Below are 26,930 nucleotides of genomic sequence, written 5' to 3'. Positions count from 1 at the left end.
TATATACTTATTAACTACCCTTCATATATATTATCGGATGATATACGAAATGCAATCTTCCATAATATCAGAGTTGCGATAGAGGATATGATAAGATTAATATATATTCCATAAGGAATACTCAAAAATCCCAAATGAACAAGGGCTATTGCAGCAAGTGCGAAGATTAAGACGAAATTTATTCCAGCATCATTTTGAGCTGAATCAAAAGCGACTGAAAATGGAAGAGCTTTTTTAATTAACATAAAACATAGGGTAATATATAACATCAAGTTTATAAATACAAGAAAAAGATCTGGTATAATTCTTTCTCCAAACAATACTCCAAAAAGTATTGCCTCCACTAAGAAAATTGGCAGTAGTATTTTACATAAAAGCGCTTTAATCGTACCTTTGAATACCGCTTCCATATTATTAATTGGAATCACTTTATAGATCCATGCGCCTTTATACTTCTCCGAACACTGCATTAATGTAATAATTGATGGTATCAAAAGTCCGCAAAAGTAGATAAATAAATAACATTTTCCTTTTGAGATTTCTTTAAAGGTATTATCAGAAAGTTGCTGAAATAAGAATATAAAAGGAAATATGATGGAAAACCCTATACTTGGATAAACTTTTAATTTAAAATCTCGTTCCTGCTTCATAATATCAGATGCAAATCGGTAGAATATTCTTTCTTCCTTAGTTCTGCATATTATCTTTGATAGGAATGGCACTTTTCCCTTTCTATCAATTTTCTTATTTTGATAATGATTGCTTAATTTATTTAAGTTCATCTCAAATTTAGACATCTTATTAATAAATAATACCATAGCAAGGATAGGCACAATAATTGCCATTATTGTGAATATAATAAAGTTAAGGTTAATATCTGATTTCTTTAGCATTTCAAATGGAGCTGAAAACCATATTGGTATGATTAGATATTGCCACCATTTTGGGACAAATTCTATTTTTAAATCTACAATATCAAATAGCCTTCCTATAAATTGATATCCAATCATTATCACCAAACTTAGTATAATTTGCACATAGTTTATTATATCTTTTAATTTTTCCCCATCAAAAAACTTTAGTATTAAGGCATAGACTAAAGAAGTCAACACAATGCAGAATAAATCTACCAGTATAATTAAAAAAAGAAATATTAAGAAGAAAGCAATTCCTTGCGTAAATAAACTAACAACAAGAGCAGGCCCTACTAAAGCTGCCGTAATAAAAAACATATATATCGTAATATGAATTGTTTTTGCAAATCGAATTGTTTTAAAATCAACAGGCCTTATCCCAATAATATTTTTATCTTTTGTATCTAAGATTACATTTGAAAAATCAGACATTAATGAGCTCATTACAAAAAACATGATAATACCGAATACAATACCCATCTGATAAATATAATTATTCTTCATAATGACAAATGGTATTAATATAAGTCCCATTAAAATATACACCCACAAAGATGCCAAAAAGCGATTGCTATCTTTCTTCGCTTTCTGGTTATTACCAGAGAATACAGTCGGTACTCTTCTACCGTCAAGAAGAAGTTTCATCTGTATGATCTTTCTCATCACTTCATAGTCAACACCCATTTTATGAAAGATAGGTTTCAATTTATCTAAGAATTTTAGTGCCATAAAGTCTTCCATTGGCTACACCTCTTCAACTATCGAAACAAATTCTTTTGCAAGGTTTTCATATTCATCAAAACCAGTGATCTGATTAAAGATTTGCTCAAGTGTTCCTTCTTTTGAACTCTTTTTCAACTCATTAAAGCTTCCATCAGCAACCACCTGCCCATGATTAAGAAGCACAATTCGATTACTGATTTTCTCAACTACGTCCATAATATGAGAAGAATAAAATATTGTCTTACCTTGTTTCGATAAGGTAGCAAGAATCTCTTTCACTATCATAACACTATTGGCATCAAGACCACTTAACGGTTCATCTAAGAATAATATATCAGGATTATGAAGAAGACTTGAGATAATTAGTACCTTTTGTTTCATACCTTTGGAATAAGAATTAATTCTCTCATCATAGGATTCGCTAATTCCGAATATCCTCATTAATCTCTTTGCTTTTGAATCAACTACTTCATAATTGATACCATATAACTCACCAATGAATGTTAGATATTCTCTCGCTGTAAGATTATCGTATATTTCAGCAATCTCTGGTACATATCCTATTCTTCGTTTATATTCTAATTTATCTTTTGATATATCTTGCCCAAATACCTTTACTACTCCAGTATAGCCTTCTACGATGCCTAGCATTATCTTGATTGTTGTACTTTTTCCTGCCCCATTCGTTCCAATGTACCCTATAATTTCTCCTTTATGAACTTCAAGATTTATGCCCTTTAGGACATCCTTATCTCCATAGCTCATATACAGATCTTTTATTTCTACTGTAATCTCTCTTTCCATTATATTTCCTCCCATAGCAACTACCAATTTTCTTAATTTGTGATATTTGTAAGATTTCATATATCTTTCTTTCATTACTATACCAATAATTGTATGGGTTGTAAACTGATTCCATTCTTAATAATCAAGTTATATTTTAAGACTTTGATAACTGAATAAGACAACTAGTTATTAATTCTAAGAAAAGTGTTTAGATAAAAATAAAAACTCATAAAGAATCCTTTTAGATTCTTTACGAGCTTTATATGATACAATTATCTAATCTAATTATATAACAATACTATATAACTTATTTAACCTTTACACTCATAACTGTACTGTAATCACCAAAAAGAACAGTTTCAGTAAAGTCTTTTCTTAATGCTCTAACTTTTACATAATAAGTTTTCTTGCTCTTTAAGCCAGTTAAAGTTGCAACATTCTTATCTGTAGTAATTGTCTTCACATCGTTAACAAAATTCTTATCTGTTGAATAAGAGATTTCATATCCTTCTGCTTCAAGCATATCATTTAAAGTTACTACTGCTGTTTTTGCTTTTTTACTCTTAACACTCTTCATTGTAGCTTGTGCAGGAGCTGCGATTGTTACATATTGTGCAATGTCAGCCTTTGTTATTGCTTTAACATTTGGAGTTCTTCCATCAGCTGATACTGGTAATGTTATTTTACCTGTATTGATTAATTCTGCAGCTTTTTGATGCAAATCTCTATTCCATGTGTTACCTGTAACTTTCCAGTTACCACTTAATTCAGGTTTAATTACACCTTTTTTAACGTTAGTAATATAATCTCTAATTAATTCTCTTACACCACCAATATTACTTTTTACATCAGTCGCAAGTAATTTAGGAAGTGCTTCACCTTCTTTGAAGATTGGTCCATAAGATAATAATTGAGAATTTGCACGGTAATTATTAACAGCTACGATAAGAACATCAGTATCTTTAATTGCTTTACCATTCATTCTTCTTAAGTTTTCAATTCTACTACCTGGTTCTTTTGATACGTTTACATCATATTTTACACCTGAGAACATATCGTAATTGTAAGCACGAACATCTGGGTTGAAAGAAATTGTTAAATCACCATCTTTGTATGTATTATAGTAAGTTGCTGACCATTCCATATATTTCTTTAATTGAGCACCTGTCATCTGTACTTTATATAAAGTGTTAGCATATTTATAGATTAATGCAGTATCGCATTTTTTAATATCGCCAGCTTTCATATTCGCATTTGAATTGAACATAGCAGCTGCTGATACTTCTGCACCAGTATAGTACATTTGTACTTGATTGATTAAGTTAATCATTGCTGATTCTTGTAATTGAGCTTGTGGAATACCATTAATTTCGTTAGCAGGAACTAAGTCTCCATCCTTTAATTTACCAATAACAACATTAGCATCTGCTTTTGCAGTTGTATCATATTTTGCTAAAATATTAGTCATATCAGGATCTGCTTTATAAGTAGATGTAGATATTAATTTTGAGTTACGGTTTTTTACTACATATTTTCCATCAGCACCTTTTTCTAAAGTGATATCTACTTTAGAAACTGTTTGACCACCGCTTTTATTTTCTACAGTAAGTACGTTATTATAATAAACGCCTTCTACTCCTTTATGTTCATGAGCTGCAACAATAAGATCAATTTCTGGACAAGCTGCTGCTAGATCCTTAATACCTGAATCAGCAACATCATATTCATTACTTTCACCCATATGTTCTGCAGCAATGATAACGTCTACTTTATCTTTGATTTGATCAATTACTTTTTTTGTTTCTTTCACTGGATCTGTTACTTTATATGATTTTAAATTTTGAGCATCCCATTTTGTAATATTTGGAGTAACCATACCTACAACAGCAATCTTTACTCCATTTTTCTCAAAAATCTTATATGGAGCTGCAATTGATGTTCCATCTGTATTATATACATTACCGCCAAGAACAGTTGCTTTTGATTGTTTGATTACTTTCTTTAGAGTATCCATACCATAGTTGAACTCATGATTACCAACTGTCCAAGTATCATATCCTAAAGCATTCATTCCAGCAATCATAGGATGTAAGTCATCTTTTAAGAATAAATCTGCTGAATTATCTTGGATTGTATCCCCTACATCAAGTAATAACGTATTATCATTACGTAGGCTTTTTACAACGGATGCAACTTGAGCTAAACTACCTGAGTTGTCAACTGCATTAATTGCATAGTCATAAGGTACAAATCTTCCATGTAGATCACTTGTAGATAATACTTGAATTGTAACGCTATTTGCATCACTTGTAGTTGTAGTTTCTGCTGATACCATTAAAGAATTACCAGAGAACACCATAGCTACTGCCAATAGGATGGCAAAAACTTTTTTCATACTGTTTTTCATGTTTCATATCCTCTCTCTTTTTGGTATAAAACTACTTAATAAGTTTAACTAAGAACTGAAAGAAATAAACACCTAATCTACAGCCCATAATATCCCTTATAAGTATTTTTTATCCAAAGTGAATACTACTTCATTTTCTTACAAAAATCAAGATGTCTCTTGTAAATTTCTTATTAATTAAGTAATTTATTTGTAATATTTATTTTATAAGGAATAGCTACTCCAATTCCTTTTGAAATTCCTTCATTTTATTCATCTGTTCTTTTAAACGATTGAAATACTCTATCTGAAACGATATTTTATCACGCCACATCCTTGTTGCTATTTTGGTTGCGCACTCGATATCCCTATATTCTGTATAACGACTTAATCTTATATCAGCACATTCTTCTAACGCATCTCTTGTCATTTTCTCAATCACCCAAGATTGAAGATTAATATATAAGCGATACGCGTCAAATCGATCAATATTATCAGCATCTGCAACACTCAATTCAAATATTGTTGGCTTACGTGTAAGATTCTCTGTCTCTTCTGTATGTATCATAATTCCATAACATATTGTCTCAATGCGTTCTTGCTCTAGATCAAGACTTTCAAGAAATTCTCTTGCAATGCGCTCTGAGATTCTTCCATGATGATTGTAATCTTCCTCTGTTTTACATTCTTTGTATCCAATATCATGAAGAAGGCAGGCGAGGATTAATCCTTCTTCGTCTAGCCCCTCTTCTCTAGCAATCGTTTGTCCAATCGAGGCTGTTCTAAGGGTATGTTCGTAACGGTATCTATAATCCTCATTATCTGAATTACCGTAGAATTTTTCTTTTAAGAAATCATTTGTTTTTCTAATATTCTCTGTCATTGGATGCACCTCTTCTTTTAATATATAAATATTTATAGAATTCATAAAAACAATAAGACACTTTCTTCTTAGACTTATGTAAATATACAAAATATGATGTATGTTTATTAGTTAATTAATTAATTAATATTATCGACATCTTCCTATGTATTCCATTATTGTATATATTTAGCTTGTGTTGTATTATAGCATTGGAAGTAAATCTATGTCAACGCAAATTAAAAGTTATAATTATCAACTAGATTCAAGATTCTTCCTTAATAAAAACTAATACAAAACAAGAAGTCTGAAAGGATTAAAATGAAATCAATAATTAACGATCCATGGTTTACAATAGAAGCAATCGATTCTAACACCTATGCGATCAGTGAATATGGTCACTGGGAAAAAGTACATTCTTATTTATTAATAGGAACTAAAGTAGCTATTCTTATCGATACTGGACTTGGAATATCAAATATTAGAAAGATAACCGATCAACTCACTACATTACCTATCACAGTTATAACGACTCATGTTCATTGGGATCATATTGGTAGCCACAAAGAATATGATTCCATCTATGTTCATGAAAACGAAAGGGATTGGCTAATTAACGGCATCTCACTTCCTTTAAGTGTTGTTCGTAAAGATGTGATAAGAGATATTACGGTTCCTCTTCCAGAAGAATTTGATATTAATAACTACACGATATATAAAGGAACACCTACCAGAATACTAAAAGGTGAAGAGATTCTTGATCTAGGGAACCGAAGTCTTAGAATCATTCATACCCCTGGACATTCTCCAGGACACATCGTTATCCTAGATCAGACAAATGGTTATTTATTCTCTGGTGATCTGTTATATGATACTACTCCGATCTATGCATTTTATCCAACTACCAATCCGAATGATCTAGTAGAATCTCTTGACAAGATTGCTAATCTAGATAATATTACCAAGATATACCCTTCACATAATACGTTACCTTTGGATCCTAGTATCCTTCTTGAAGTAAAACAAGCAGTACAATATCTTCGTGATAACGATCTCGTTCGATTTGGAACAGGTATTCATAAATTTAATCATATTCGGATTCAGTTTTAAATATAAAGGACCGATATTCAATGCCTAATATTCACTTGGATACATTATTTTTACCCCTTGAATTTCCTACCATCTGAAAATATCACGCACCATCTTTTAAAATCTACATATTCTAATACAAAAGGAGGTTTTTCTATGCAAAATCATTATGATATTGCAATTATTGGTGGTGACTTACGACAGGTTTATATGGCAAACCTTTTGTTAGAAAAGGGAGCCAAAGTGATTGTTTATGGATTATGTAGTGAGATATTATCTGATTCCATTTGTAAAGCCTCATCTCTTTTGGATGCAGTCCAAAAAAGCGATACAATCCTAGGCCCTATTCCATTGTCAAGAGATCAGATTCACATAAATAGTACAGAACCACATGAAGATCTAACAATTGAACATTTATTTGAGACATTAACATCCAAACATGTTTTCATCGCTGGTGACATGTCACAACGTATTACGAAATATTTAAATGAAAATAAGATTGAACTCCATGATTTCATGAAAATGAACGAAGTAAGTATCTTAAATTCTATTTCAACCGCAGAAGGAACCATCTTAGAAGCAGTTAAAAATAGCACTATTAATCTGCATGGAAGCAAGTGTCTAATCCTAGGCTTTGGAAAATGTGCAAAGATTCTAGCCAGTAAATTAAAAGGTCTTGATGCTTCTATTACAATTGCAGCACGAAAGAATGAAGACCGTTATTTAGCCAAAGCTTATGGTTACTCTGCCCTTGCAATCACTGATTTAAAATCTGAGATTCATGAATATGATTTTATATTTAATACAGTACCTGCTCTTCTTCTAGATTACAATTTATTAACCTTAGTGAATAAATCTGTCACAATTATAGATATTGCCTCAGCGCCTGGAGGGGTCAATTATGGTGCAGCAAATGAATTGAATATCAATGCCAAACTTTGCTTAGGCCTTCCTGGAAAATATGCACCAAGGACATCCGCTAAAATACTTGTTGACGTAATAACCCACTTTAACCGAGAAGAATTTTCCTCCAATCAATCACATGACTAATTCGCTTAATTACAGATAAAAAGGGAAATGTAACGAATAGAACAATTCATATTTTAATGTTTTATGCCAATATGGCAGATAGGAGTAATCATGAAATTAGAAAACAAGAAAATAGGAGTTGCTCTTACTGGTTCATTTTGTACTTATGAAAAGGTATTTCCTCAGATTGAAAATCTAGTGAAAGAAGGAGCACATGTTACAACGATCTTTTCCTTTAATTCTCAAAAAATAGATAGTCGTTTTGGTAAAGCGTTAGACCATATCGCACGTGCAAGAATATTAACCGGTAATGAGCCTATTTTTACAATCGAAGACGCTGAGCCACTTGGTCCAAAAAATTTGTTAGATATCTTATTAATTGCACCATGTACTGGCAATACTACCGCCAAATTAGCAAATGCTATCACTGATACACCTGTTCTAATGGCAGCAAAAGGCCACTTAAGAAATGATAAACCAGTCGTATTAGCAATTGCAACGAATGATGGACTTACCAATAGTCTTAAAAATATTGGTCACTTATTAAATACCAAGAATATATACATGGTTCCTTTTGGCCAGGATGATTATAAGAAAAAACCAAATTCATTAGTTGCTCAAATGGATTTGATTGTCCCTACGTTAGAAAGTGCTTTGGAGGGTAATCAATTTCAACCTTTAACATTACCACCAAAATAATAAATAAATAAATAAATAAATAAATAAATAAATAATAGTTCGATAATAAATAATGGAGTGGTAGGAACTGATTGAGATTAATCTTATCAGTATTCTACAACTCCATTTATTTGTACGTTGGTTTATATAAGTTATCTAAGGTATATAATCCATATCATTTATTCTCATTCCAATCTATCTATAATTCTTTTCCGTTGTAATCAATCTCAAGATCATCTTCTTTTGACATACGAATCATATCTTTTACTTCCTCTATATCAATTTCCATATAATCAGCAATTTCTTTGATTGTAGGCTTTTTACCTAGATCTTCTTTTAATTCCTTTATATTATGATTTAGATTCGTTAAACGCTCTGCCATTCTCTTTGCAAAACTCTTAGAATTATTTTGTTCCCAAATCGCTTCCTTGATATTATCTCGAATACCATTTGTAATAAACTCTTTAAAATTACTATGATTCACTTCTTTCTTATAAGAATCAAGAGATTGCATCAGACCTATATTACCTTCTTGAATCAAATCAGCCACAGTAATTCCGTGATTACGATATTCCTTTGCAATTGTAACAACTGTTCTTAAAAAACTTTCAACTAATTTACTCTTTGCAATTTCATCGTTATTCAGAAAAGAGAGAACCAATTTTTCAATTTCATCGTTTGTGATATCTGGTATAGCCTCAATATCAGCGAGGTACATGTCTAGGAATTCTTTTTCTTCCTCTTCTTCTTTTCGAAGTTTATCATCACTTTTACTATCATTTGTATATTCATTTGATAAATCTTCTATGTCAGAATTATTAGTATCCTGAGATGCCTCATTACTCTCTTTATTCTTTATATCCTTCGAATCGTTCCAGTTATCTTGTGCATTGTCTACATCATATATGTCTTGATTCTCTTCTGTTTTATGAACCGAACCTAGGAACTCGTTCGTTGGATTAATATATCCTTTAATTTTTACTTTGTTAGCAATTAAATAATCATAAACAAGATTAATTTGTTTTTCATCTAAGGATAGTCCATTTAAGAAACTTTTGATTTCATCCATAGTTAGCTCATTACTTTTTGTCTTAGCAACTTCAATGATATCGTTTAACATTTCTAATAATTTATTCTTATCTTCCATCTTAACTCCCATATGCGACCTTAAGTCGTTTAATAGTCTGTAGAATGAAAGAATTTGAAAAATTTATTTTCAAATTCTTTCGAAATACTGCTTTATTTAATTACAGTTTGACCACCCATGTATGGTTGTAATGCAACTGGAATATTAACAGAACCATCTGAATTAAGATTATTTTCTAAGAAAGCGATAAGCATTCTAGGTGGTGCAACAACTGTGTTATTTAATGTATGCGCGAAATATTTACCTTTTTCACCAACGACACGAATCTTTAATCTTCTAGCTTGTGCATCTCCTAAGTTTGAACAACTACCAACTTCGAAGTATTTCTTTTGTCTTGGAGACCAAGCTTCTACATCGATTGATTTTACTTTAAGATCTGCTAAATCACCAGAACAACATTCTAAAGTTCTTACTGGAATATCAAGTGAACGGAATAAATCAACTGTATTTTGCCATAATTTATCGAACCACATCTTACTATCTTCTGGATCACATACTACGATCATCTCTTGTTTCTCAAATTGATGAATACGGTAGATACCTCTTTCTTCAATACCATGTGCTCCTTTTTCTTTACGGAAACATGGTGAATAGCTTGTTAATGTTTGTGGTAAAGATGTATCTGGAAGGATGGTATCAATAAATTTACCAATCATGGAATGTTCACTCGTACCGATTAAGTATAGATCTTCTCCTTCGATTTTATACATCATAGCATCCATTTCAGCGAAACTCATAACACCTGTAACTACGTCGCTACGAATCATAAATGGAGGTATACAATAAGTGAATCCACGATTAATCATGAAATCTCTTGCATAAGAGATAACTGCTGAATGTAATCTGGCAATATCACCCATTAAGTAATAGAAACCATTACCAGCTACTTTTCTTGCACTGTCAAGGTCAAGGCCATTGAATTTTTCCATGATATCTGAATGATATGGTACTTCAAAATCTGGAACTACTGGCTCTCCGAAACGTTCTACTTCAACATTTTCACTATCATCTTTGCCAATTGGAACGGTTGGATCTATGATATTTGGAATAGTCATCATAATTTTAAGAATCTTTTCTTGTAATTCATTTTCCTTTTGTTCTAATTCTGCAAGACGCTCAGAATCAGCAGTTACTTGTTTCTTTAACTCTTCTGCTTCTTCTTTCTTACCTTGAGCCATTAATCCACCGATTTGCTTGGATATTTTATTTCTTTCTGCTCTTAGGGTATCTGCCTCACCTTTTGCATTTCTACTTTCCACATCTAAAGCAATTACTTCATCTACTAAAGGTAATTTTTTATCTTGGAACTTATTCTTAATATTTTGTTTTACGATCTCTGGATTCTCTCTGACAAATTTTAAATCTAACATGATATTTTCCTCCTAAATTAACTATCTTAATATAATAAATACAAACATAGTATAAGGTATCAAATGAATTCTACCTTATTGATTCTGGCTATAAAAAGCATAAAAAAAAGCCTTCATTCCATATAAATAAAATACGAATCATATGATTCATATTCTATATGGGACGAAAGGATTCCGCGTTGCCACCCAAATTACTAATTCTATTCTTATGAAGAACTAGCCACTCGATATAGTAAGATAAAGGTTACTACCCTTTCGGCTCTTCGCCGACTGCTCCGAAAGTGGAGAGATTCAACCTAACACCGATTCGCACCAACCATCGGCTCTCTGAAGTTATTTATAAATCGTAGCTTTCATCAACACTTTTTCCATATTTTTTGTATATTTTCTCATTTATTATATACTTATGTCTTATAAAATGCAAGCCTAAATTTACTATCTCTACATTATCTTATGTAATATAGTTAATATTATACTATTTATTTCTATTTTATTTAATTAATAAAGCAGATGATTGATGAGATCTATCATCAGTGTATATTATTCTACAAGACTGTATTTCCTATTATCTCATCAATAGCTGCTTTTATATTTTTCAAAGCTTCAAAGCTTTCTTTCGCTTCGTCAGAGTCTTTTACATATTAAGCTCTTAAATAAAGCTCGGATGTTCTATCTCATAGAATATCCAAGCTTTATTTCCTTCTATTCTATCCAACTACAATTTTATCTGCACATCATAATGCTCCAACCAGAAATTAATCTCAATCAAATAAGCATACATCTGTGGTGTCGCCATTAACTGACCAAACCATGGTCTTCCAAGATCCGACTCTTGATTCATAAGTGCTTCAATTCTAGCTTCATTAACTAACTGATGAATTGGAGCATCTGGATCTCTTAAAATACCTTTTAAAGTTTTCTTTAATAGATTCTCATACGCAGGATCATAGGTCTTAGGGTAAGGACTCTTTTTACGATAAAGCACTTCATCAGGAAGAATGCCCTTAGCAGAATCCCTTAATAGACCTTTTACTTCCTGTCTTCGATACTTATATTCCCAAGGAACATTATATAGATATTGAATTAATCTATGATCTCCAAATGGTACTCTGACTTCTAATCCACTTGCCATCGTCATTCTATCTTTACGATCAAGTAGTGTAGTCATAAACCATGCGGTATTCAGATAGCTAATTTCTCTTTGACGTCTTACTTCTTTGGAGTCGGATTCCAACTTAGCTACAAGCTTTAAGGTGTTTTCATATTGTTCATTCACATATTCTTCAAGTGGAAGTTGCTCTAAGACATCCTCATCTAAGATTTCTTTGCGGAAGTCAAAATTCTTAGACCATGGGAATGCATTTCTATCATAGATCTCTTTATCTCGAAACCATGGATATCCTCCAAATACCTCATCTGCACATTCTCCAGATAGACAAACAGTATGATTTTTCTTAATCTCTCTACAGAAGTAGAATAGAGAAGAATCTACATCCGCCATTCCAGGAAGGTCTTTTGCAAGTACGGCATCTTTTAGATATTCTGCTAATTTAACAGTCTCACATTCTAGATATTTATGATTGGATCGAATTGCATTTACCATAATGTCGACATAAGGCCGATCTTCACTTGGTTGAAAATTCGATGCTTTAAAGTATTTCTTATTGTCTACAAAGTCAAAGGAATAGGTATCAAGAGTTAGTCCCTTCTTCCTCTGATAATTCGCTGCAACTGCTGATACAATACTTGAATCTACTCCACCAGAGAGTAAGGTACAAATTGGTACATCAGATACTAGTTGTCTCTCAATCGCATCAAATAGTAAGAATCTTGTTTTTTCTACGGTTTGCTCATAATTGTCCGTATGTTCTTCTGCTATTAAGCTCCAGTAACAATAGATGTTACTTCTATTTCTATCAACATATGCTGCGTATCCTGGCTTCAATTCATGAATTCCTTCATATACACCACAACCTGGAGTTCTTGCTGGACCCAAGCCAAATATCTCACATAACCCATATTTGTCAATCACAGGAGATACTTCTGGGTTGGCTAGAATACCTTTGATCTCTGATGCAAATAAAAATTGATTGTCCTTTTGCATGTAGAATAAAGGTTTTACACCAAAACGGTCCCTGCATAAGAAACATGCTTCTTTTACAGGATCCCATATCGCGATTCCATAGATTCCATTGAATTCATCAACACATTTTTCACCATATTCTATATACGCAGTCAAGACTACTTCTGTATCCGAAGTACTAAAGAATTGATATCCTTTATGAATTAATTTATTCCTTATTTCATCCGTATTATATAGCTCTCCATTATATACCAAGACATATTCGTATCCATTGATCTTTTTCTTCATTGGTTGTGCTCCACCAGCTGGATCAATTACAACTAATCTTCTATGTGCAAATGCAGCGTGATTAGTAATATATTCTCCATAGCTGTCAGGACCTCTATGCGTTAAAGCATTACCCATTGATTTTACGATCTTATAATTTTTCTCATACTCATCACTTAGATTTCTTGTAAAATCGAGGTAACCAGCTATTCCACACATGATAACACCTCCATATCATATCCTCTTTTATTATATGGATATTAAAATGGAATGTTCATAATACCAAAATTAGAGGACAAATAGCTTTAATTTAGTGTACTGAGTGTATATTGCTGTATAATTATGCATCAATATACACATTGTAAGTTATAAAAGGCTATTTGACCCCAACATCATCTCGAAGAATACTATGTAATCGCATGTTTCATCCATTTGCTTCCATGCAATCGTCGTATATACATCGCTCCCCGAACTACCCAATCAGAGTACATGCCAAGCCACACACCAAGTACTCCAATATGTAGCGTAACTCCAAGAAGATATCCTACAACAATACGGAATAACCACATACCAATCAATGCTGTAATCATGGTATATCTCGTATCGCCTGCTCCTTTTAATCCAGCGCTTAATACAAAGGAAGAAGGCCATGCAAACATAGCAAAACTATTTACTACAAGTAATGTGGTTGCAATTCGAATCACGTCTTGATCATTCGTATAAAGTGCAACGATATGAGGAAGTATCGGTATAAAGATAAGACCGAAGGTCATCATAAGTCCTGTTGCAAATGCCGTCATATACTTTAGATTATTTTTCGCTCCCTTTATATCTCTTCTACCAACGTATTGCCCTACAATTGTAGTCGCGCCAAGTGCTATCGAATTACCTATTACATTCATAATATTGGCACACGAGAAACCGATGGTATTCGCAGATATTGCATTGGTACCCATAGCAACTACAAAGATTTGAATGATAAATTTACCCCCATTAAATAAAAGTGATTCAACTCCTGCTGGAATACCAATCGAAAATATCTTTCCTTGAATATTATGATTCATACGAAAAGAAAAGATATTTTTTAATTGAACGATTTTCTGTCCCTTAAGCAATACGCGTAACACAAGAATTGCTCCATAGACTCTTGCAATTGCAATCGCTAGTGCTGTTCCTTCAATTCCAAAAGATAGAGTGTGAATTGGGATCCCCATCGAAGTCAGATTGATTCCAAATATTAATATGTATCCTAATATTAGGTTCACAATATTCATCCTAATTGTAATGGTCATCGGAGTTCTTGTATCACCGCTACCTCTTAAGATACCATTCGATATTTGCTCAATTGCAATAAATGGATAGGATATCAACGTAAATTCAAGATATATCTTCGCATTTTGTTTAACCAGATCTGTAGCTTCACTAAAGCATGTCTCAATCAAGTGAACTCTTAAGATCCATAGAATCACACTTAACGTAATCGATACAGCTAAACTAGCAAATAACGCCTGCTTTACCGTTTCATTTGCATCTTCAATCTTCTTTTGACCAATTTGTTGCGCAACAACGACAGTTGCTCCAACGGAAAGAGCAGCAAAAAAAGAGATAAACATATTGTTAACCGAATCCACTGTTCCAATCGCTGCTACAGCTGATTTTCCAATGTGCCCTGACATCATCGTATTGATGACACCAAGCAATATGGTAAAACACTGTTCCACCATAATCGGTAATACTAAATATATTATCTCTTTTCTTATTAATATCTCTTTATATTTTTTTACAAAAGACTTCTTGTGATTACATGAATTCTCTTTACTGTCAGAACCTGCGATCTTTTGATAGCAAGTGCCCACTTTATATTCTTCACTACTTGCTTCATTACCTTCTATATTATCTTTTCTATTATCTTCCACTTCAATTTCTTTATCTAAAACTTTATCATTGTTATTTACTAATTTTTTTTCTTTTACTAGTTCCTTATCATTATCTATTACTTTTTCTTGAACATCTTTTACACAGTCATCTTTAGTAAACATATCATCTTTCCTTTTTACCGATTGAAAACTCAACCTTTTTCTTTCTCTATTTTATTATAGCACCCTGCAAATAGAAAAGAAAGTGATTATTCAATCTTCCTTATCAATAAACTATATTATACTTGATAAATTCAGTCAACACAGAATATTAATTACCATGATTGAAATTTTTACATCGTCGTGACTTTGACGAGTTTGTGAAGATACTTATGTTTTATCACTTTGGTTTAGATATAAAAAGTTCACTGTTTGACGAGCAAAGTGAGGAGTTTGAACTTTTTATATCTGCTTTTATCAAAGTGATTAAACATTAGTATCTACCAAATGAGGAAATGGAGCGTAAGATGTAAAAATTTCAATCATGGTAATTTAGATAACCTCACCTTTGAATTTATCAAGTATTCAATAAATTTATGTTAGGAAGTATGAGTAATTCCAAAAAATCATTTTCTAATTTGCCCTTCACCAAAGATGATATACTTCGTAGTTGTAAGAGCAAGTAACCCCATTGGTCCTCTTGCATGTAATTTCTGCGTACTAATACCAATCTCTGCGCCAAAACCAAATTCATTACCATCGGTAAATCTTGTAGATGCGTTTACATATACAGCTGCTGCATCAATTTCATTTAAGAACTTCATAGAATGATTATAATTTTCCGTAATAATAGCTTCGGAGTGCTTAGTATTATATTTATTGATATGCTTAATTGCCTCTTCAATACTAGATACCACTTTTAAAGATATCATCTTATCTAAATACTCTTTGCCCCAGTCTTCATCTGTTGCCTCTTCCATATTACTGCATATCGCTCTCGCATTTTCATCTGCCTTAAAAACTATGTCCTTCTCAGTTAATCTATCATAAACAAGTGGAATAAATTCCTTCGCAATCTTCTCATGTACCACTAAGGACTCACATGCATTACATACTCCAAGCCTTTGTGTCTTAGCATTATCAATAATATCTAATGCCATCTGAAAATCGGCGTATTCATCCACATAGATATGACAATTTCCAGTACCAGTCTCAATAACAGGAATTGTACTGTTCTGAACAACAGATTGAATTAAGCCAGCTCCACCTCTTGGTATTAATACATCTACATATTGATTCATCTTCATAAATGCAGTAGCTGTCTCACGGCTGGTATCTTCAATTAATTGAATAGCATCACTTGGTAGTGCGATTGCCTCTAATGCTTCTCTTATTACCGCTACAATTTCTTTATTCGAATATATTGCATCACTTCCACCACGAAGTATGACTGCATTTCCTGTCTTAAAACATAATCCAAAAGCATCTGCAGTAACATTAGGTCTTGCTTCATATATAATTCCAACAACACCAATTGGAACTCTCTTTTGACCTATTAATAGTCCATTTGGTCTCTTTTTCATAGATATTACTTCACCAACAGGATCATCTAGTGTAACAAGCTGCATAAGCCCGTCTGACATTCCAATAATGCGTTCGTTGTTTAAAGTTAAACGGTCAACTAATGATTCTTTCATCCCATTTTTCTTAGCATTCTCAACATCAATTTGATTCGCTTTCATGATTCTATCTCGATTATTAACTAAAGACTTAGCAGCTGCAGCTAAACCTTTATTCTTCTCATCTAAAGTCAATAAATTAAGGCTAGATGCTGCCTCTTTTGCGTTCTCACCTAATTGTTCTAAACTTATCACCAGAAGTACCTCCTTTATTGTTGGAATTAACGTTAATCAGTCTTCTCGAATCATATGAGTTGTTGGTGTAATAATCTGATCTACTTTTACATCATATTCACTATGTTCGAATTTTTCTAATATTTGAAAATCGAATGCTAAGGCAATCTTGGTATCATTCATCTTAGCACTATTCCTTGAATTCAGGAAATAGTCGTAAAAACCGCCACCATAACCAATTCGATAAAAATCATTATCAAATGCCAACCCAGGCATTATAACAAGAACATTTTCATCTGTTGCAAGTTGATCATTTGTTGGTTCCATGATTCCATAATAGCCTTTTTTCAGATCATCCTTTGAATTAATATAATAAAAATTCATTATCTTTTTCTTATTCCAATGTTCTAATATAGGATTCTCATCGGTAATATCATCGATTCTAGGAACAGCAACTTTTTTCTGATCCTTTAATGCTCTCTCAATAATTTGATCTGTCAATACTTCTTGATTAAAAGAAAGATAAATATATATTACTCTACTATTTTGGTATTCCTTACTACTCAAAAACTTATGAGTAATCATATCACTATATTCTTCAATTTCGCTTAAAGATAATTTTTCTTTTATACTTTTGATTTGTTGTCTAATTTCTTTCTTAGTCATAAAGAAGCTCCTTGACAAATAACTTATATAATTCGGTTTAGGTTACTTTATATAATATATTTAGATATATATAATATTGTGCAATATCTTAATGCTTATCCTTTTTACTTAGTTCTGTAACACTTCCATCAGGATTTAATAAAGATACATTATTAAGTGTTCCCCTTAAATTGTTACGTACAGAGTTAATGTAATCAGCACGTAACTTTGCTTGTTCTTCTTTTTCTTCTGGTGTTAAACCTTCACCTTTTGCTTTATGATATAGTTCATTAATTCTTGCAATTTGTAAATCATCCATTGTAATATATCCTCTCTATCTGATGTTATTCCTTATGCTTATTATGGTTTCTCATTTTTACAGTTTAAGTACCTATACTATACTTGTAATTCAATTCGATGAAAAGTATGTATTCCTACGCTTCTCACTCAATATAGGGTTAAAATTAGATATCATGTTACACTATTTTGATTCTTATTTCAATACTTTCCTTTAAGAAAGTATTCTTAATTTAAGATTATCTTGTCATAATCCTTTCTCAACTTAACGTGTGTATTATGATGCTTGAGGGAAAGGTAGACAAAATTCATAATTATACAGCGATATACACTGGATAAACTAAATAAGCCTTTGACGCTCTATTCCAAAGTATACTTTATTATGAATATTGCTCTGTCTTAATATAATCAAGTAACTCAAAATTTTTATTTTTATGTGCTTTAAATAAAGTACCTACTGGCTCTCCTTCCATGACATCAAGAATCACCCTAACATCCTTAGCATTTGCTATGACCATGTCAGCTCCAGAATCAGTTGCTATCTTAGCAGCTGAGATCTTCGTTGCCATTCCACCAGTACCAACACTACTAGCAGAACCTTTTCCCATACTTGCTAGCTTTTCATCTATCACTTCAACACAATCAATAAATTTAGCATCTTTATTTTTGTTAGGATCATCTGTATATAATCCATCTATATCGGATAATAAAATAAGAAGATCTGCTTGTATCAGAGCAGCAACAATTGCTGATAGTGTGTCATTATCTCCAAATTCAATTTCATCCGTTGATACTGTGTCATTTTCGTTTACAATTGGTATCACACCCATACTTAATAGTTCATGAAAGGTGTCCATTGCATTTGACCTACTAATATCATTTATCATTGTATATTTTGTCATCAGAATCTGAGCTGGTACCTGATTATATTCTGCAAATAATTTCTGATAGACCATCATTAATCTTGCTTGCCCTACTGCTGCACAAGCTTGTTTTATTGACAATGTTGTTGGTTTCTCCTTCATGCCAATCGCAGTTCGTCCGACTGCAATTGCACCAGAAGATACTAATACGACTTCCTTCCCTTGGTTTCTTAGGTCGGTAAGTACTCGAACTAACTTCTCCATCTTCTGTAGATTCAATCCGCCCGTATTCGCATGAGTAATCGAGGATGAACCAATCTTTATAACGATTCGTTTCTTATCTTTAAGTAACTCTCTATGATTTGACATACTGATACCTCGCTATCCTTTTTCTTTATTTCTACACATTTTATTCTTTTAGGTTGTTTTAGTGTTAATTTCCTATACCTCATTTATATTTATAGAGTGTCAAAAACTTAGCATAGAAATATACTATTCAGATTTATCTTTATACATGCTTATACTTACATGCAATAGCTTCATATACTTTAATTCCATCCATTCCTGCGGAGGTGATTCCGCCTGCATATCCCGCGCCTTCTCCACATGGATAGATTCCTTGAACATTACTTTCCATATTATCATCTCTTATGATTCGTACTGGAGAAGAAGTTCTAGTTTCAACTCCTGCTAAGATAGCCTCTTTATCTGCAAATCCGTGTATTTTCTTATCAAATGCTTCGATTCCCTCTATTAAGGTATCAATAACATACTCCGGCAAGCATTCTCTAAGATTCGCAAACGAAGTATCACCTTTCATAATTTGTTTAATCTTACCATAGTTCGTACTAATTTTGTTCTCGCATAAATCACCATATAGCTGTACTGGAATCAATCCTTTTCCAGCTTGATACGCTAACTCTTCCCATCTTCGTTGAAATTCAACTCCAACCAAAGGATTATCGCTTGTTATCATTTCATTTTTCCCATGATTTATTAATGGAAGTATTGCATCAAAATCCTCTGGAGTAACTGTTACAATCATTGCACTATTCGCATTGTCTTCTGCTCGGTCATGATTACTCATACCATTGACAACCAGTCTTTTCTCTTCCGATGAGGAATTCACTACATATCCACCAGGGCACATGCAAAAGGAATAGACTCCTCTACCATTGCCTGCTTGATAAGTTAATTTATAATCAGCTGGCGGTAGTTTCTGATAGGAATCACCGTATTGTGATCTACTTATTAACTCTTGGGCATGTTGAATCCTCACTCCAATTGCAAACGGCTTTTTCATCATTGTAAGTCCTTTTTTATAAAGTAAGGAGAAAGTATCTCTAGCACTATGTCCAATTGCAAGGCATAAAACATCACATGGTATTATTTCTTTATTGTTAACCTCAATGCTTACAATTCGATTATCCTCCACATGAATATCTGTTAATCTTGTCTGAAAACGAAATTCTCCACCTAAGCGAATGATTTCATTTCTCATATTCTTTACAACATCTCTTAGAAGGTCAGTTCCTATATGGGGTTTATTTAAATATAGGATCTCCGATGGAGCACCGTGTTCAACAAATACTTCAAGTACTCTTTTGTTTCGACCAAACTTTTCTTTTACCATCGTATTTAACTTACCATCAGAAAAGGTACCTGCACCACCTTCACCAAATTGAACATTACAATTCGGATTCAGTTCATTGTTCTTCCAGAATCGATTCACTTCTTCTACTCTTTTATCAACCTCGTCTCCACGCTCAATTACAAGTGGCTTGTACCCTTGTTCAGCAAGTTGATAAGCACAAAATAATCCAGCTGGTCCACTTCCTACTACAATTGGTCTGTGTAACATTTTATTTGTTCCTGTAGGGGCAAACGTATATTTACTTTCTTCTGCAATAGAAATATTAGCATCATTTAACCGTTTAACTACTTTCGTTTCCTCATTTACCTCTACATCTATTGTATAAATATACTTAATATCATTTTTCTTTCTTGCATCAATAGACTTCTTTATAATCGTATACTTCTTTACTTGTTGATCATTTAGCTTTAGTTGTTTACTTATTTTCTTTTTTAATTCATCCTCTGTATGTCCGATATCCAATTTTAATTGTGCAATTCTTATCATTTTACTTACTACCTCCAACTGCTAGTCCCGCTAGATATCCAGTAGTCCATGCCCACTGTAAATTATAGCCTCCGCAGATTCCATCTATGTCGATTAGTTCACCTACGATATATAGGTTTTTTACTAATTTTGATTCCATTGTTTTCGGATCAATATCCTTTGTCGAGATACCGCCCGCTGTAACCTGAGCATTTGAGAATGAGTTCGGTTCTGTAATCTCTACCATGAACTCTTTCATTCTTTTAACTAATTGTTGAATTGATTTCTTATTTAATACGTTCACTGACGCAATGGGATCTAGCATTGCTTCTTTTATAATGACATAGGATAATTTTTTATTCAATAGTCCTAACAATAATTCCTCAATTGTTTTGTGCCTCTCAAGTTCTGTTCGTTCTAATATATTCTGATATAATTCGTTTTCCGAAAGTTGAGGTAAAAAGTCTATGGTAAGATGAACCGATTTTCTCTCATCGATTGCTCTTGCTGCATATCTACTTAACTGAAAAATAGGAATTCCAGACACACCATAATTCGTTAATTGTAGTTCTCCATATTCTTTCCTTATGAATTGATCCTCTATGTAAAGAGAGATACTTGATTCATTTCGTACACCTGCAAGTGTCTTAAAATAGTTTCCCTTTGCTTTTAATTGTACCAATGCTGGTACTGGCTTTATGACCTTATGTGAAAACTTTTTTAACAAATCATATCCACTACCATTTGAGCCTAGTTCAGGAGATGCGCAGCCTCCTGTTGCCATAATAAGTGACTTTGCATAATATTTCTTACTACTTGTTGTAACGATGAAATCTAAATCCTTACAATTGTTTGCAGTCTTCTTACTATTTCCTATTGAATTATTCTGTTCAACTTTAATTACTTCTTCCTCTGTTACTACATTCACTTTTAATCGCTCTAATTCTATTCTTAATACATCTAGTACCGAGGAGGCTTGTTCTGAATTCGGATAATAATACCCATTTTTAATCTTAGGGTATATTCCTAGCTCTTTAAAAAATGTAACCGTTTCTGATACGCCAAAAAAGGATAGTACTTTAAACGCATAAGAACTATCTTCTCCACGGTAACAATCTTCTGTTTGTAATGAATTTGTATAATTACATTTACCGTTTCCAGTCGCTAATATCTTCTTGCCAACACGATCCTTTTGTTCGATAATTGTAACATTCTTGCCACACCTAGCAGAAACAATAGCTGCAACAAGACCTGAAGCTCCACCACCAACTATGATAACGTCTGTTTTCAAATCATATCCTCCACTTTATCTATCTCTATTGTTTCTATTTTAACTATTCAATCCCTTTATTTCAATATTTTTTTCATAATCCTAATAAGTACCTATAAAAACTGCTCATTTTAGTCCATTATACAAAATAATTCCCATGAGCAATTTTTTGATTGCACATGGGAGGGTATTTTAATCTATTACAATTCGTTCAATCATAATGAATAGGTACATTCAATACTTTATAATAAAATATAAATAACTAAGTATCCTATCACTAACTTGAGTAGCTTTCTAGAACACCATATAGCTCATCAGCATTTTTTATATATTTACCATGATTTAATTCAATTTGATCTTCTTCTGACAACTTATTTACTTCAATTTCTGTATATTCATAAACGGTCTTCTTATCACTGTAATAAACTGTAATTAGACCATCTTGAACCGCAAGGTAATATTTATATTGAACTAAGTCACTATTAAAGCTTTTACGTAGAACTACCTTATCTTTGGAAAAAGATATTAATTCAAATGCCGTTAGGCCTTTTTCATAGTCTGCCAATGGTACATCTGACATATATTTCGCTAAGTAATTAATTACTTCCTCTCTCGTTAATCCAATCAAATAATCTGGTGTATTCAAGTTATTTGTTATTAAAGAACCCTTTTTTATATCATACTCTTGTAATTCATATTCTGTGGAAGGAGTAACATAAGCATTCTCTGATGAATCAACCGCTACTGTATTATCGTTCTGATTCATTTCTGCTTCTACTTGATTCGTATTAACACTTGTATTGCCCTTTGTACTATTCTGAATGGATTCTTGATAGGATGATAGAAGATTATCCTTTCCAACTGCATTCTTATTAAACTGATATAAAGCTGATTTAAAACTTAATAAGTAGCATATTGAAAATAGGATAGTTAACGAAAAAAAACTAATTAAAATAATATATGCTTTTTTCATTTTCATGAAACTCACTCCTTTTGCATATATTATTAACTAGTTTTTCTTGATTATACATGTATTTCCTTGATTTTTTAATAATTCCATATTTTACTTTGTTTTGATTAATATTTACTGATTAAAGTATCAAATTCTACTATACTTGAACTATGCCTCACGGAATAGATGTAACTTATTCGCCGCTCTAACTAATAAAGCTCCCTTTGGGAAACTATATAATTCTTCTTTGGTAATTCCCTTTAATAGAATCATACTGCAGAAATAACATATCATTGCTACGATAACTGCAAATAAAGTACTAATGGAATTACTATGGATGATATGAATGAAAATCTCATAAGTGATCCAAGTGCATACCCCCATAATTAAAGACGCAATCAATGGCATTACAAATGTATTCTTTATCTCTTGTTTATATCCGATATGTTGTTCTATTGATATCCAATTAAGGACACACACAACTAGTGGGAAAGTTACATTACCTATTACAAGAGCATATGTAATTAAATTTGTAAATTGTAATAAGATAAATACTAATACAATATGAATCCCTAACGATATTGCGGAATGAATAACGGGTTTTCTCATCAAATTAATTCCTTGAAGTACTGCATTACTTACTGTCGATAATGCAAAAAATATAATCGCTATGGAGCCTAATCTAATTAGATTCGCTGCTAATTTACTACTATCACGGAATAATAATTGTAATATTGGGGAAGCTAATACACCCATTCCTACTGCGGAAGGTATTGCAATTAACATATTAAATTTTACTGCTGAATGTATCTTCTCATTCACTTCTTGATGTTGCTTTTTCACTCTTGCAACTACAATACTTGGTACCATTGCCGCTCCAACTGCTGTTGCTATAGAAACCGGTACATTTGTTAAGGTACGGTATTTTCCAGAATATACTCCAAGGAACTCAGAACGTATCGTTTCTGATACACCTTTTCCACTCATAATATTTCCAAACATCATATTATCTAAAATACCACTCGCTTGGTAAATTGTAGAACTAACAATGACTGGTATGATCGTAAGAATTAGAATCTTTATAATCTCTCGATAGGATTCTAATTCCGATGTGGTATCTCTTTTCCTTTGTTTTTGCAATGTTGGAAAATATAGTGCAAATACACTCCCAACAAACACTAAACCTACAAAAGCACCTACAAATGTTCCAAGTGTACCACCTGCTGCTCCGTAAGCTGCCATATCATCCGATAAATTATGGGCACGCATAAAAACAGAAGCAGCGATTACACTTACGAATGCATTCACGATTTGTTCTAATATTTGCGATATAGAAGTAGGAAGCATGGTATTCTTACCTTGAAAATATCCACGTAAAACACCCATAACAGCAAAGATTAGGATTCCTGGTGCTAATACTTTTAAAGGGATTGCACTTCTAGGACTTTTTGAAATGACGCTTGCAAATATATCAGCACCAAAGAAAACTACTAATGACATAATGGTTCCTGATACAATTGCAAAAGCCATAGATCCTAAGAAGATACGAAAGGAATTGTTATATTCCTTTTTTATGTTTCTTGCAGCAACTAATTTTGAAACTGCAAGTGGTAAACTATAGGAAGATAATATCAGTGCGATATTATATAACTCAAAAGCTGTACTGTAATATCCATTTCCTTCATCTCCAATAATACGTGTCAACGGAATACGATAGATTAAACCTATCATTCGCACTATAATAGAAGCTGCGGCTAAAATAGTTCCTTGAACTAAAAAATTATTACTTTTCTTTTTTTGTACATCCATAAAAAACTCCAATCGCTAAAACTTTGCATCTATTTAAATACTACACCAGAGGTTCGATTATTTGGAAAGATAGCAATATACGTTTTTCCCGCATTTATCTTGAGTTCCGATCCGTCTTCACTGTAATATCTCATTTTTCTTGTCGCTTCATTCTTCTTCCATGTAATTTTCATTGCTTTACCGTTAGTAATGTAATATCCTTCTCCAGACGCATTTTCAATATCCATTGTCTGATATCCTTTTCTGTCAATATTCCATTCCCTAACTAATTGTATAATAATATTTTTAAACTTTAATTGTTTTTTTGTATTCGCATCTATATGTGGTACTCCAAATTGATAGCGAAGATAACATTTATTTTGCTTGTCATAAGTAAAATAAGGAGATGTGTAATTAGAAAAATTAAGGATTAATTTATTTACTACTTTATCACTTGTAAGATCGGTATCCGCATCATAGAATTTAAAATGTCCTTCATATGAACTATTATATTTTGTACGATACCCTAAAATCCTGGTCCCTTTCAATAGTCCTTTGAGGCTAGTAAATGCATTATGTGGTGCTTTTATAGAAGGATCACGGTAAAATACCGTAGTTCCAATTCCAGATAATCCACTCAAATCATTAATACCTAGTTTTTTCATCTTCGCAGTTGCATATTTTGTCTGACCAAAATGTACATAGATTGCATCATATTCATCAGCAATACTAACAAAATAATGTCTTGCACTACGAGTTGAACCGATACGATCTGACTTTGCTTGCTCAAATATCCCCATCAATCTAGTAATTCCACCTTCAACAATTGCTTCATACAGTATATCTGCTTCTGATGTTCCACTTTGTGGAGAAGCAACCTTAATATTATTGAACATGATTGCATAAGGTCTTTTACTCGCTACACTTTTTGAAACATAGAGTCCTGTTAATTTACTTTCCACTTCGTCTCTATGAGGATCAGTTGTTGGAGATGGAGAAGGCTCCTCTGTAGGTGTTACCGTTGGTGATGGTGTATTTGTTTCAATGATAGAATCCTCTTTTGTAATTAATTTTTCTTTTTTCTTACATCCAGACATAACAAATACTATAATAATAAAAGCTAAGAACCATCGAAATCTCTTCATAAATTATCCTACCTCTCTTGAAATAACTTCAAATCTATGATCTCCCAATAAATGATATATTTTCTATAGAGACTTTTAAATTATACCAAATCTAACGCTTTCTCATACATATTACGTGTATTTTATCTATTGAATTGTTATGATCTTAATTCTGTATTTACTTATTCTTTTTTCAATATCTATTTCTTGTTCTTTTTTTATTCTAACTTCATTTCTTTTTTGACAATTCTAATTTTATTACCTTTATTTTACTCCACTTCATTCATAGCTTTCTGTAACTAATTAATAACTTATCTTAGAATACTTAGATTCTTAAGGATTTCTTCTTGCTTTTTCTCCATAACAACTCTTTCTTCGTCTACCATATGGTCGTAACCAAATAAATGTAGCATGCTATGTGCTGTTAAAAAAGCTAATTCTCGTAATTCACTATGACCATAATTTTCTGCTTGCTCTATCACTTTCTCAACTGAAATAATGATGTCGCCAAGCATAAGTTCTCCACTATCAAGATTAAAGAACTCTTCAACAGCATCTTCTACAACATCAAAATTTGAAGGTTCATTATAATCAATCATAGGAAAGGATAACACATCGGTTGGTTTATCAATATCCCTATGTGCTTGATTAATCTCTCGTATCATTTCATTATCTGTAAGAATAACATTTAACTCAATTTCATAAGGACAATCTTCATAATCGATTGCTTCATTCACCACTTTTGTCATGATGTCCTCATAATCAAATGCTAATTTAATATCTGTCTCATATTCAAAATTAATTGTCATACTAGCTCCTATCTGCCGCC

At 32.4% G+C, this 26,930-nt stretch carries 21 protein-coding genes and 1 other annotated feature; of the genes, 3 read left to right on the top strand and 18 right to left on the bottom strand.

Going from position 1 to position 26,930, the window contains the following annotated elements; genetic code table 11:
• Positions 1–14 precede the first annotated feature (14 nt).
• The 4 genes from bsdtb5_RS09670 to bsdtb5_RS09655 form a co-directional block, all read right to left on the bottom strand.
• A complete protein-coding gene (locus tag bsdtb5_RS09670) occupies positions 15–1,655 on the bottom strand; it encodes a hypothetical protein (RefSeq protein WP_271715810.1) in 1,641 nt (546 codons plus the stop codon).
• 3 nt (positions 1,656–1,658) lie between these two features.
• Positions 1,659–2,441: an ABC transporter ATP-binding protein gene (locus bsdtb5_RS09665; protein ID WP_271715809.1), complete on the bottom strand. Its 783-nt coding sequence runs from the start codon at positions 2,439–2,441 to the stop codon at positions 1,659–1,661.
• A gap of 289 nt (positions 2,442–2,730) precedes the next feature.
• A complete protein-coding gene (locus bsdtb5_RS09660; protein ID WP_271715808.1) occupies positions 2,731–4,830 on the bottom strand; it encodes a 5'-nucleotidase C-terminal domain-containing protein in 2,100 nt (699 codons plus the stop codon).
• Positions 4,831–5,047: 217 nt separating this feature from the next.
• Positions 5,048–5,692, bottom strand: coding sequence for an HD domain-containing protein (locus bsdtb5_RS09655; protein ID WP_271715807.1), 645 nt, complete (start codon positions 5,690–5,692; stop codon positions 5,048–5,050).
• 300 nt (positions 5,693–5,992) lie between these two features.
• Between bsdtb5_RS09655 and bsdtb5_RS09650 the strand changes: the two genes are divergently transcribed.
• The 3 genes from bsdtb5_RS09650 (at position 5,993) to bsdtb5_RS09640 (ending at position 8,488) form a co-directional block, all read left to right on the top strand.
• Positions 5,993–6,781, top strand: coding sequence for an MBL fold metallo-hydrolase (locus tag bsdtb5_RS09650; protein ID WP_271715806.1), 789 nt, complete (start codon positions 5,993–5,995; stop codon positions 6,779–6,781).
• Positions 6,782–6,916: 135 nt separating this feature from the next.
• Positions 6,917–7,810, top strand: a complete 894-nt coding sequence (dpsA, locus tag bsdtb5_RS09645; protein WP_271715805.1) for a dipicolinate synthase subunit DpsA — start codon at positions 6,917–6,919, stop codon at positions 7,808–7,810.
• 90 nt (positions 7,811–7,900) lie between these two features.
• Positions 7,901–8,488, top strand: coding sequence for a dipicolinate synthase subunit B (locus tag bsdtb5_RS09640; RefSeq protein ID WP_271715804.1), 588 nt, complete (start codon positions 7,901–7,903; stop codon positions 8,486–8,488).
• A 178-nt stretch (positions 8,489–8,666) separates the two neighbouring features.
• Here the strand turns inward: bsdtb5_RS09640 and bsdtb5_RS09635 are convergent, their stop codons facing one another.
• From bsdtb5_RS09635 to ybeY, 14 genes are all read right to left on the bottom strand, one after another.
• Positions 8,667–9,614: a sigma-70 family RNA polymerase sigma factor gene (locus bsdtb5_RS09635; RefSeq protein WP_271715803.1), complete on the bottom strand. Its 948-nt coding sequence runs from the start codon at positions 9,612–9,614 to the stop codon at positions 8,667–8,669.
• 92 nt (positions 9,615–9,706) lie between these two features.
• Positions 9,707–10,984, bottom strand: coding sequence for a serine--tRNA ligase (gene serS, locus bsdtb5_RS09630; RefSeq protein WP_271715802.1), 1,278 nt, complete (start codon positions 10,982–10,984; stop codon positions 9,707–9,709).
• A 156-nt stretch (positions 10,985–11,140) separates the two neighbouring features.
• Positions 11,141–11,353: a binding site (T-box leader), on the bottom strand.
• Positions 11,354–11,699: 346 nt separating this feature from the next.
• Complete coding sequence (asnB, locus tag bsdtb5_RS09625) at positions 11,700–13,553, bottom strand: asparagine synthase (glutamine-hydrolyzing) (protein WP_271715801.1); 1,854 nt, start codon at positions 13,551–13,553, stop codon at positions 11,700–11,702.
• Between the two features lie 188 nt (positions 13,554–13,741).
• Entirely contained in the window at positions 13,742–15,373 is a 1,632-nt protein-coding gene (locus tag bsdtb5_RS09620) for an MATE family efflux transporter (RefSeq protein WP_330611993.1), read from the bottom strand.
• Positions 15,374–15,816: 443 nt separating this feature from the next.
• Positions 15,817–17,061, bottom strand: coding sequence for a glutamate-5-semialdehyde dehydrogenase (locus tag bsdtb5_RS09615; protein ID WP_271716084.1), 1,245 nt, complete (start codon positions 17,059–17,061; stop codon positions 15,817–15,819).
• A 39-nt stretch (positions 17,062–17,100) separates the two neighbouring features.
• Complete coding sequence (locus bsdtb5_RS09610) at positions 17,101–17,709, bottom strand: 5-formyltetrahydrofolate cyclo-ligase (RefSeq protein WP_271715800.1); 609 nt, start codon at positions 17,707–17,709, stop codon at positions 17,101–17,103.
• Positions 17,710–17,797: 88 nt separating this feature from the next.
• Positions 17,798–18,007, bottom strand: coding sequence for a DUF896 domain-containing protein (locus bsdtb5_RS09605; protein ID WP_271715799.1), 210 nt, complete (start codon positions 18,005–18,007; stop codon positions 17,798–17,800).
• 358 nt (positions 18,008–18,365) lie between these two features.
• Complete coding sequence (proB, locus tag bsdtb5_RS09600) at positions 18,366–19,217, bottom strand: glutamate 5-kinase (protein ID WP_271715798.1); 852 nt, start codon at positions 19,215–19,217, stop codon at positions 18,366–18,368.
• A 139-nt stretch (positions 19,218–19,356) separates the two neighbouring features.
• Positions 19,357–20,988 carry an NAD(P)/FAD-dependent oxidoreductase gene (locus bsdtb5_RS09595; protein ID WP_271715797.1) on the bottom strand — a complete coding sequence of 544 codons (1,632 nt, stop codon included), beginning with the start codon at positions 20,986–20,988 and terminating at the stop codon, positions 19,357–19,359.
• A 1-nt stretch (position 20,989) separates the two neighbouring features.
• Positions 20,990–22,258 (bottom strand): BaiN/RdsA family NAD(P)/FAD-dependent oxidoreductase, encoded by a 1,269-nt coding sequence (locus bsdtb5_RS09590; RefSeq protein ID WP_271715796.1) that lies wholly within the window; start codon positions 22,256–22,258, stop codon positions 20,990–20,992.
• Between the two features lie 256 nt (positions 22,259–22,514).
• Entirely contained in the window at positions 22,515–23,216 is a 702-nt protein-coding gene (locus bsdtb5_RS09585) for a BofC C-terminal domain-containing protein (protein ID WP_271715795.1), read from the bottom strand.
• Positions 23,217–23,357: 141 nt separating this feature from the next.
• A complete protein-coding gene (locus tag bsdtb5_RS09580; RefSeq protein ID WP_271715794.1) occupies positions 23,358–24,998 on the bottom strand; it encodes a putative polysaccharide biosynthesis protein in 1,641 nt (546 codons plus the stop codon).
• A 29-nt stretch (positions 24,999–25,027) separates the two neighbouring features.
• A complete protein-coding gene (locus bsdtb5_RS09575; RefSeq protein WP_271715793.1) occupies positions 25,028–26,122 on the bottom strand; it encodes a DUF3048 domain-containing protein in 1,095 nt (364 codons plus the stop codon).
• A gap of 290 nt (positions 26,123–26,412) precedes the next feature.
• On the bottom strand, positions 26,413–26,910 hold the full coding sequence (ybeY, locus tag bsdtb5_RS09570; protein ID WP_271715792.1) for an rRNA maturation RNase YbeY: 498 nt from the start codon (positions 26,908–26,910) through the stop codon (positions 26,413–26,415).
• Between the last annotated feature and the right edge of the window lie 20 nt (positions 26,911–26,930).

It is taken from the genome of Anaeromicropila herbilytica, assembly GCF_016591975.1.
GTDB classification, from domain to species: Bacteria; Bacillota; Clostridia; order Lachnospirales; family Lachnospiraceae; genus Anaeromicropila; species Anaeromicropila herbilytica.
Note: the sequence above shows the minus strand (reverse complement) of the source record. Positions and strands in the feature narration are given on the sequence as shown.

What these genes read in the sequence shown, in the direction of transcription:
- bsdtb5_RS09670 (WP_271715810.1), bottom strand. Translation starts at nt 1,655, where the DNA reads ATGGAAGACTTTATGGCACTAAAATTCTTAGATAAATTGAAACCTATC.
- bsdtb5_RS09665 (WP_271715809.1), bottom strand. Translation starts at nt 2,441, where the DNA reads ATGGAAAGAGAGATTACAGTAGAAATAAAAGATCTGTATATGAGCTAT.
- bsdtb5_RS09660 (WP_271715808.1), bottom strand. Translation starts at nt 4,830, where the DNA reads ATGAAAAACAGTATGAAAAAAGTTTTTGCCATCCTATTGGCAGTAGCT.
- bsdtb5_RS09655 (WP_271715807.1), bottom strand. Translation starts at nt 5,692, where the DNA reads ATGACAGAGAATATTAGAAAAACAAATGATTTCTTAAAAGAAAAATTC.
- bsdtb5_RS09650 (WP_271715806.1), top strand. Translation starts at nt 5,993, where the DNA reads ATGAAATCAATAATTAACGATCCATGGTTTACAATAGAAGCAATCGAT.
- dpsA (WP_271715805.1), top strand. Translation starts at nt 6,917, where the DNA reads ATGCAAAATCATTATGATATTGCAATTATTGGTGGTGACTTACGACAG.
- bsdtb5_RS09640 (WP_271715804.1), top strand. Translation starts at nt 7,901, where the DNA reads ATGAAATTAGAAAACAAGAAAATAGGAGTTGCTCTTACTGGTTCATTT.
- bsdtb5_RS09635 (WP_271715803.1), bottom strand. Translation starts at nt 9,614, where the DNA reads ATGGAAGATAAGAATAAATTATTAGAAATGTTAAACGATATCATTGAA.
- serS (WP_271715802.1), bottom strand. Translation starts at nt 10,984, where the DNA reads ATGTTAGATTTAAAATTTGTCAGAGAGAATCCAGAGATCGTAAAACAA.
- asnB (WP_271715801.1), bottom strand. Translation starts at nt 13,553, where the DNA reads ATGTGTGGAATAGCTGGTTACCTCGATTTTACAAGAAATCTAAGTGAT.
- bsdtb5_RS09620 (WP_330611993.1), bottom strand. Translation starts at nt 15,373, where the DNA reads ATGTTTACTAAAGATGACTGTGTAAAAGATGTTCAAGAAAAAGTAATA.
- bsdtb5_RS09610 (WP_271715800.1), bottom strand. Translation starts at nt 17,709, where the DNA reads ATGACTAAGAAAGAAATTAGACAACAAATCAAAAGTATAAAAGAAAAA.
- bsdtb5_RS09605 (WP_271715799.1), bottom strand. Translation starts at nt 18,007, where the DNA reads ATGGATGATTTACAAATTGCAAGAATTAATGAACTATATCATAAAGCA.
- proB (WP_271715798.1), bottom strand. Translation starts at nt 19,217, where the DNA reads ATGTCAAATCATAGAGAGTTACTTAAAGATAAGAAACGAATCGTTATA.
- bsdtb5_RS09595 (WP_271715797.1), bottom strand. Translation starts at nt 20,988, where the DNA reads ATGATAAGAATTGCACAATTAAAATTGGATATCGGACATACAGAGGAT.
- bsdtb5_RS09585 (WP_271715795.1), bottom strand. Translation starts at nt 23,216, where the DNA reads ATGAAAATGAAAAAAGCATATATTATTTTAATTAGTTTTTTTTCGTTA.
- bsdtb5_RS09580 (WP_271715794.1), bottom strand. Translation starts at nt 24,998, where the DNA reads ATGGATGTACAAAAAAAGAAAAGTAATAATTTTTTAGTTCAAGGAACT.
- bsdtb5_RS09575 (WP_271715793.1), bottom strand. Translation starts at nt 26,122, where the DNA reads ATGAAGAGATTTCGATGGTTCTTAGCTTTTATTATTATAGTATTTGTT.
- ybeY (WP_271715792.1), bottom strand. Translation starts at nt 26,910, where the DNA reads ATGACAATTAATTTTGAATATGAGACAGATATTAAATTAGCATTTGAT.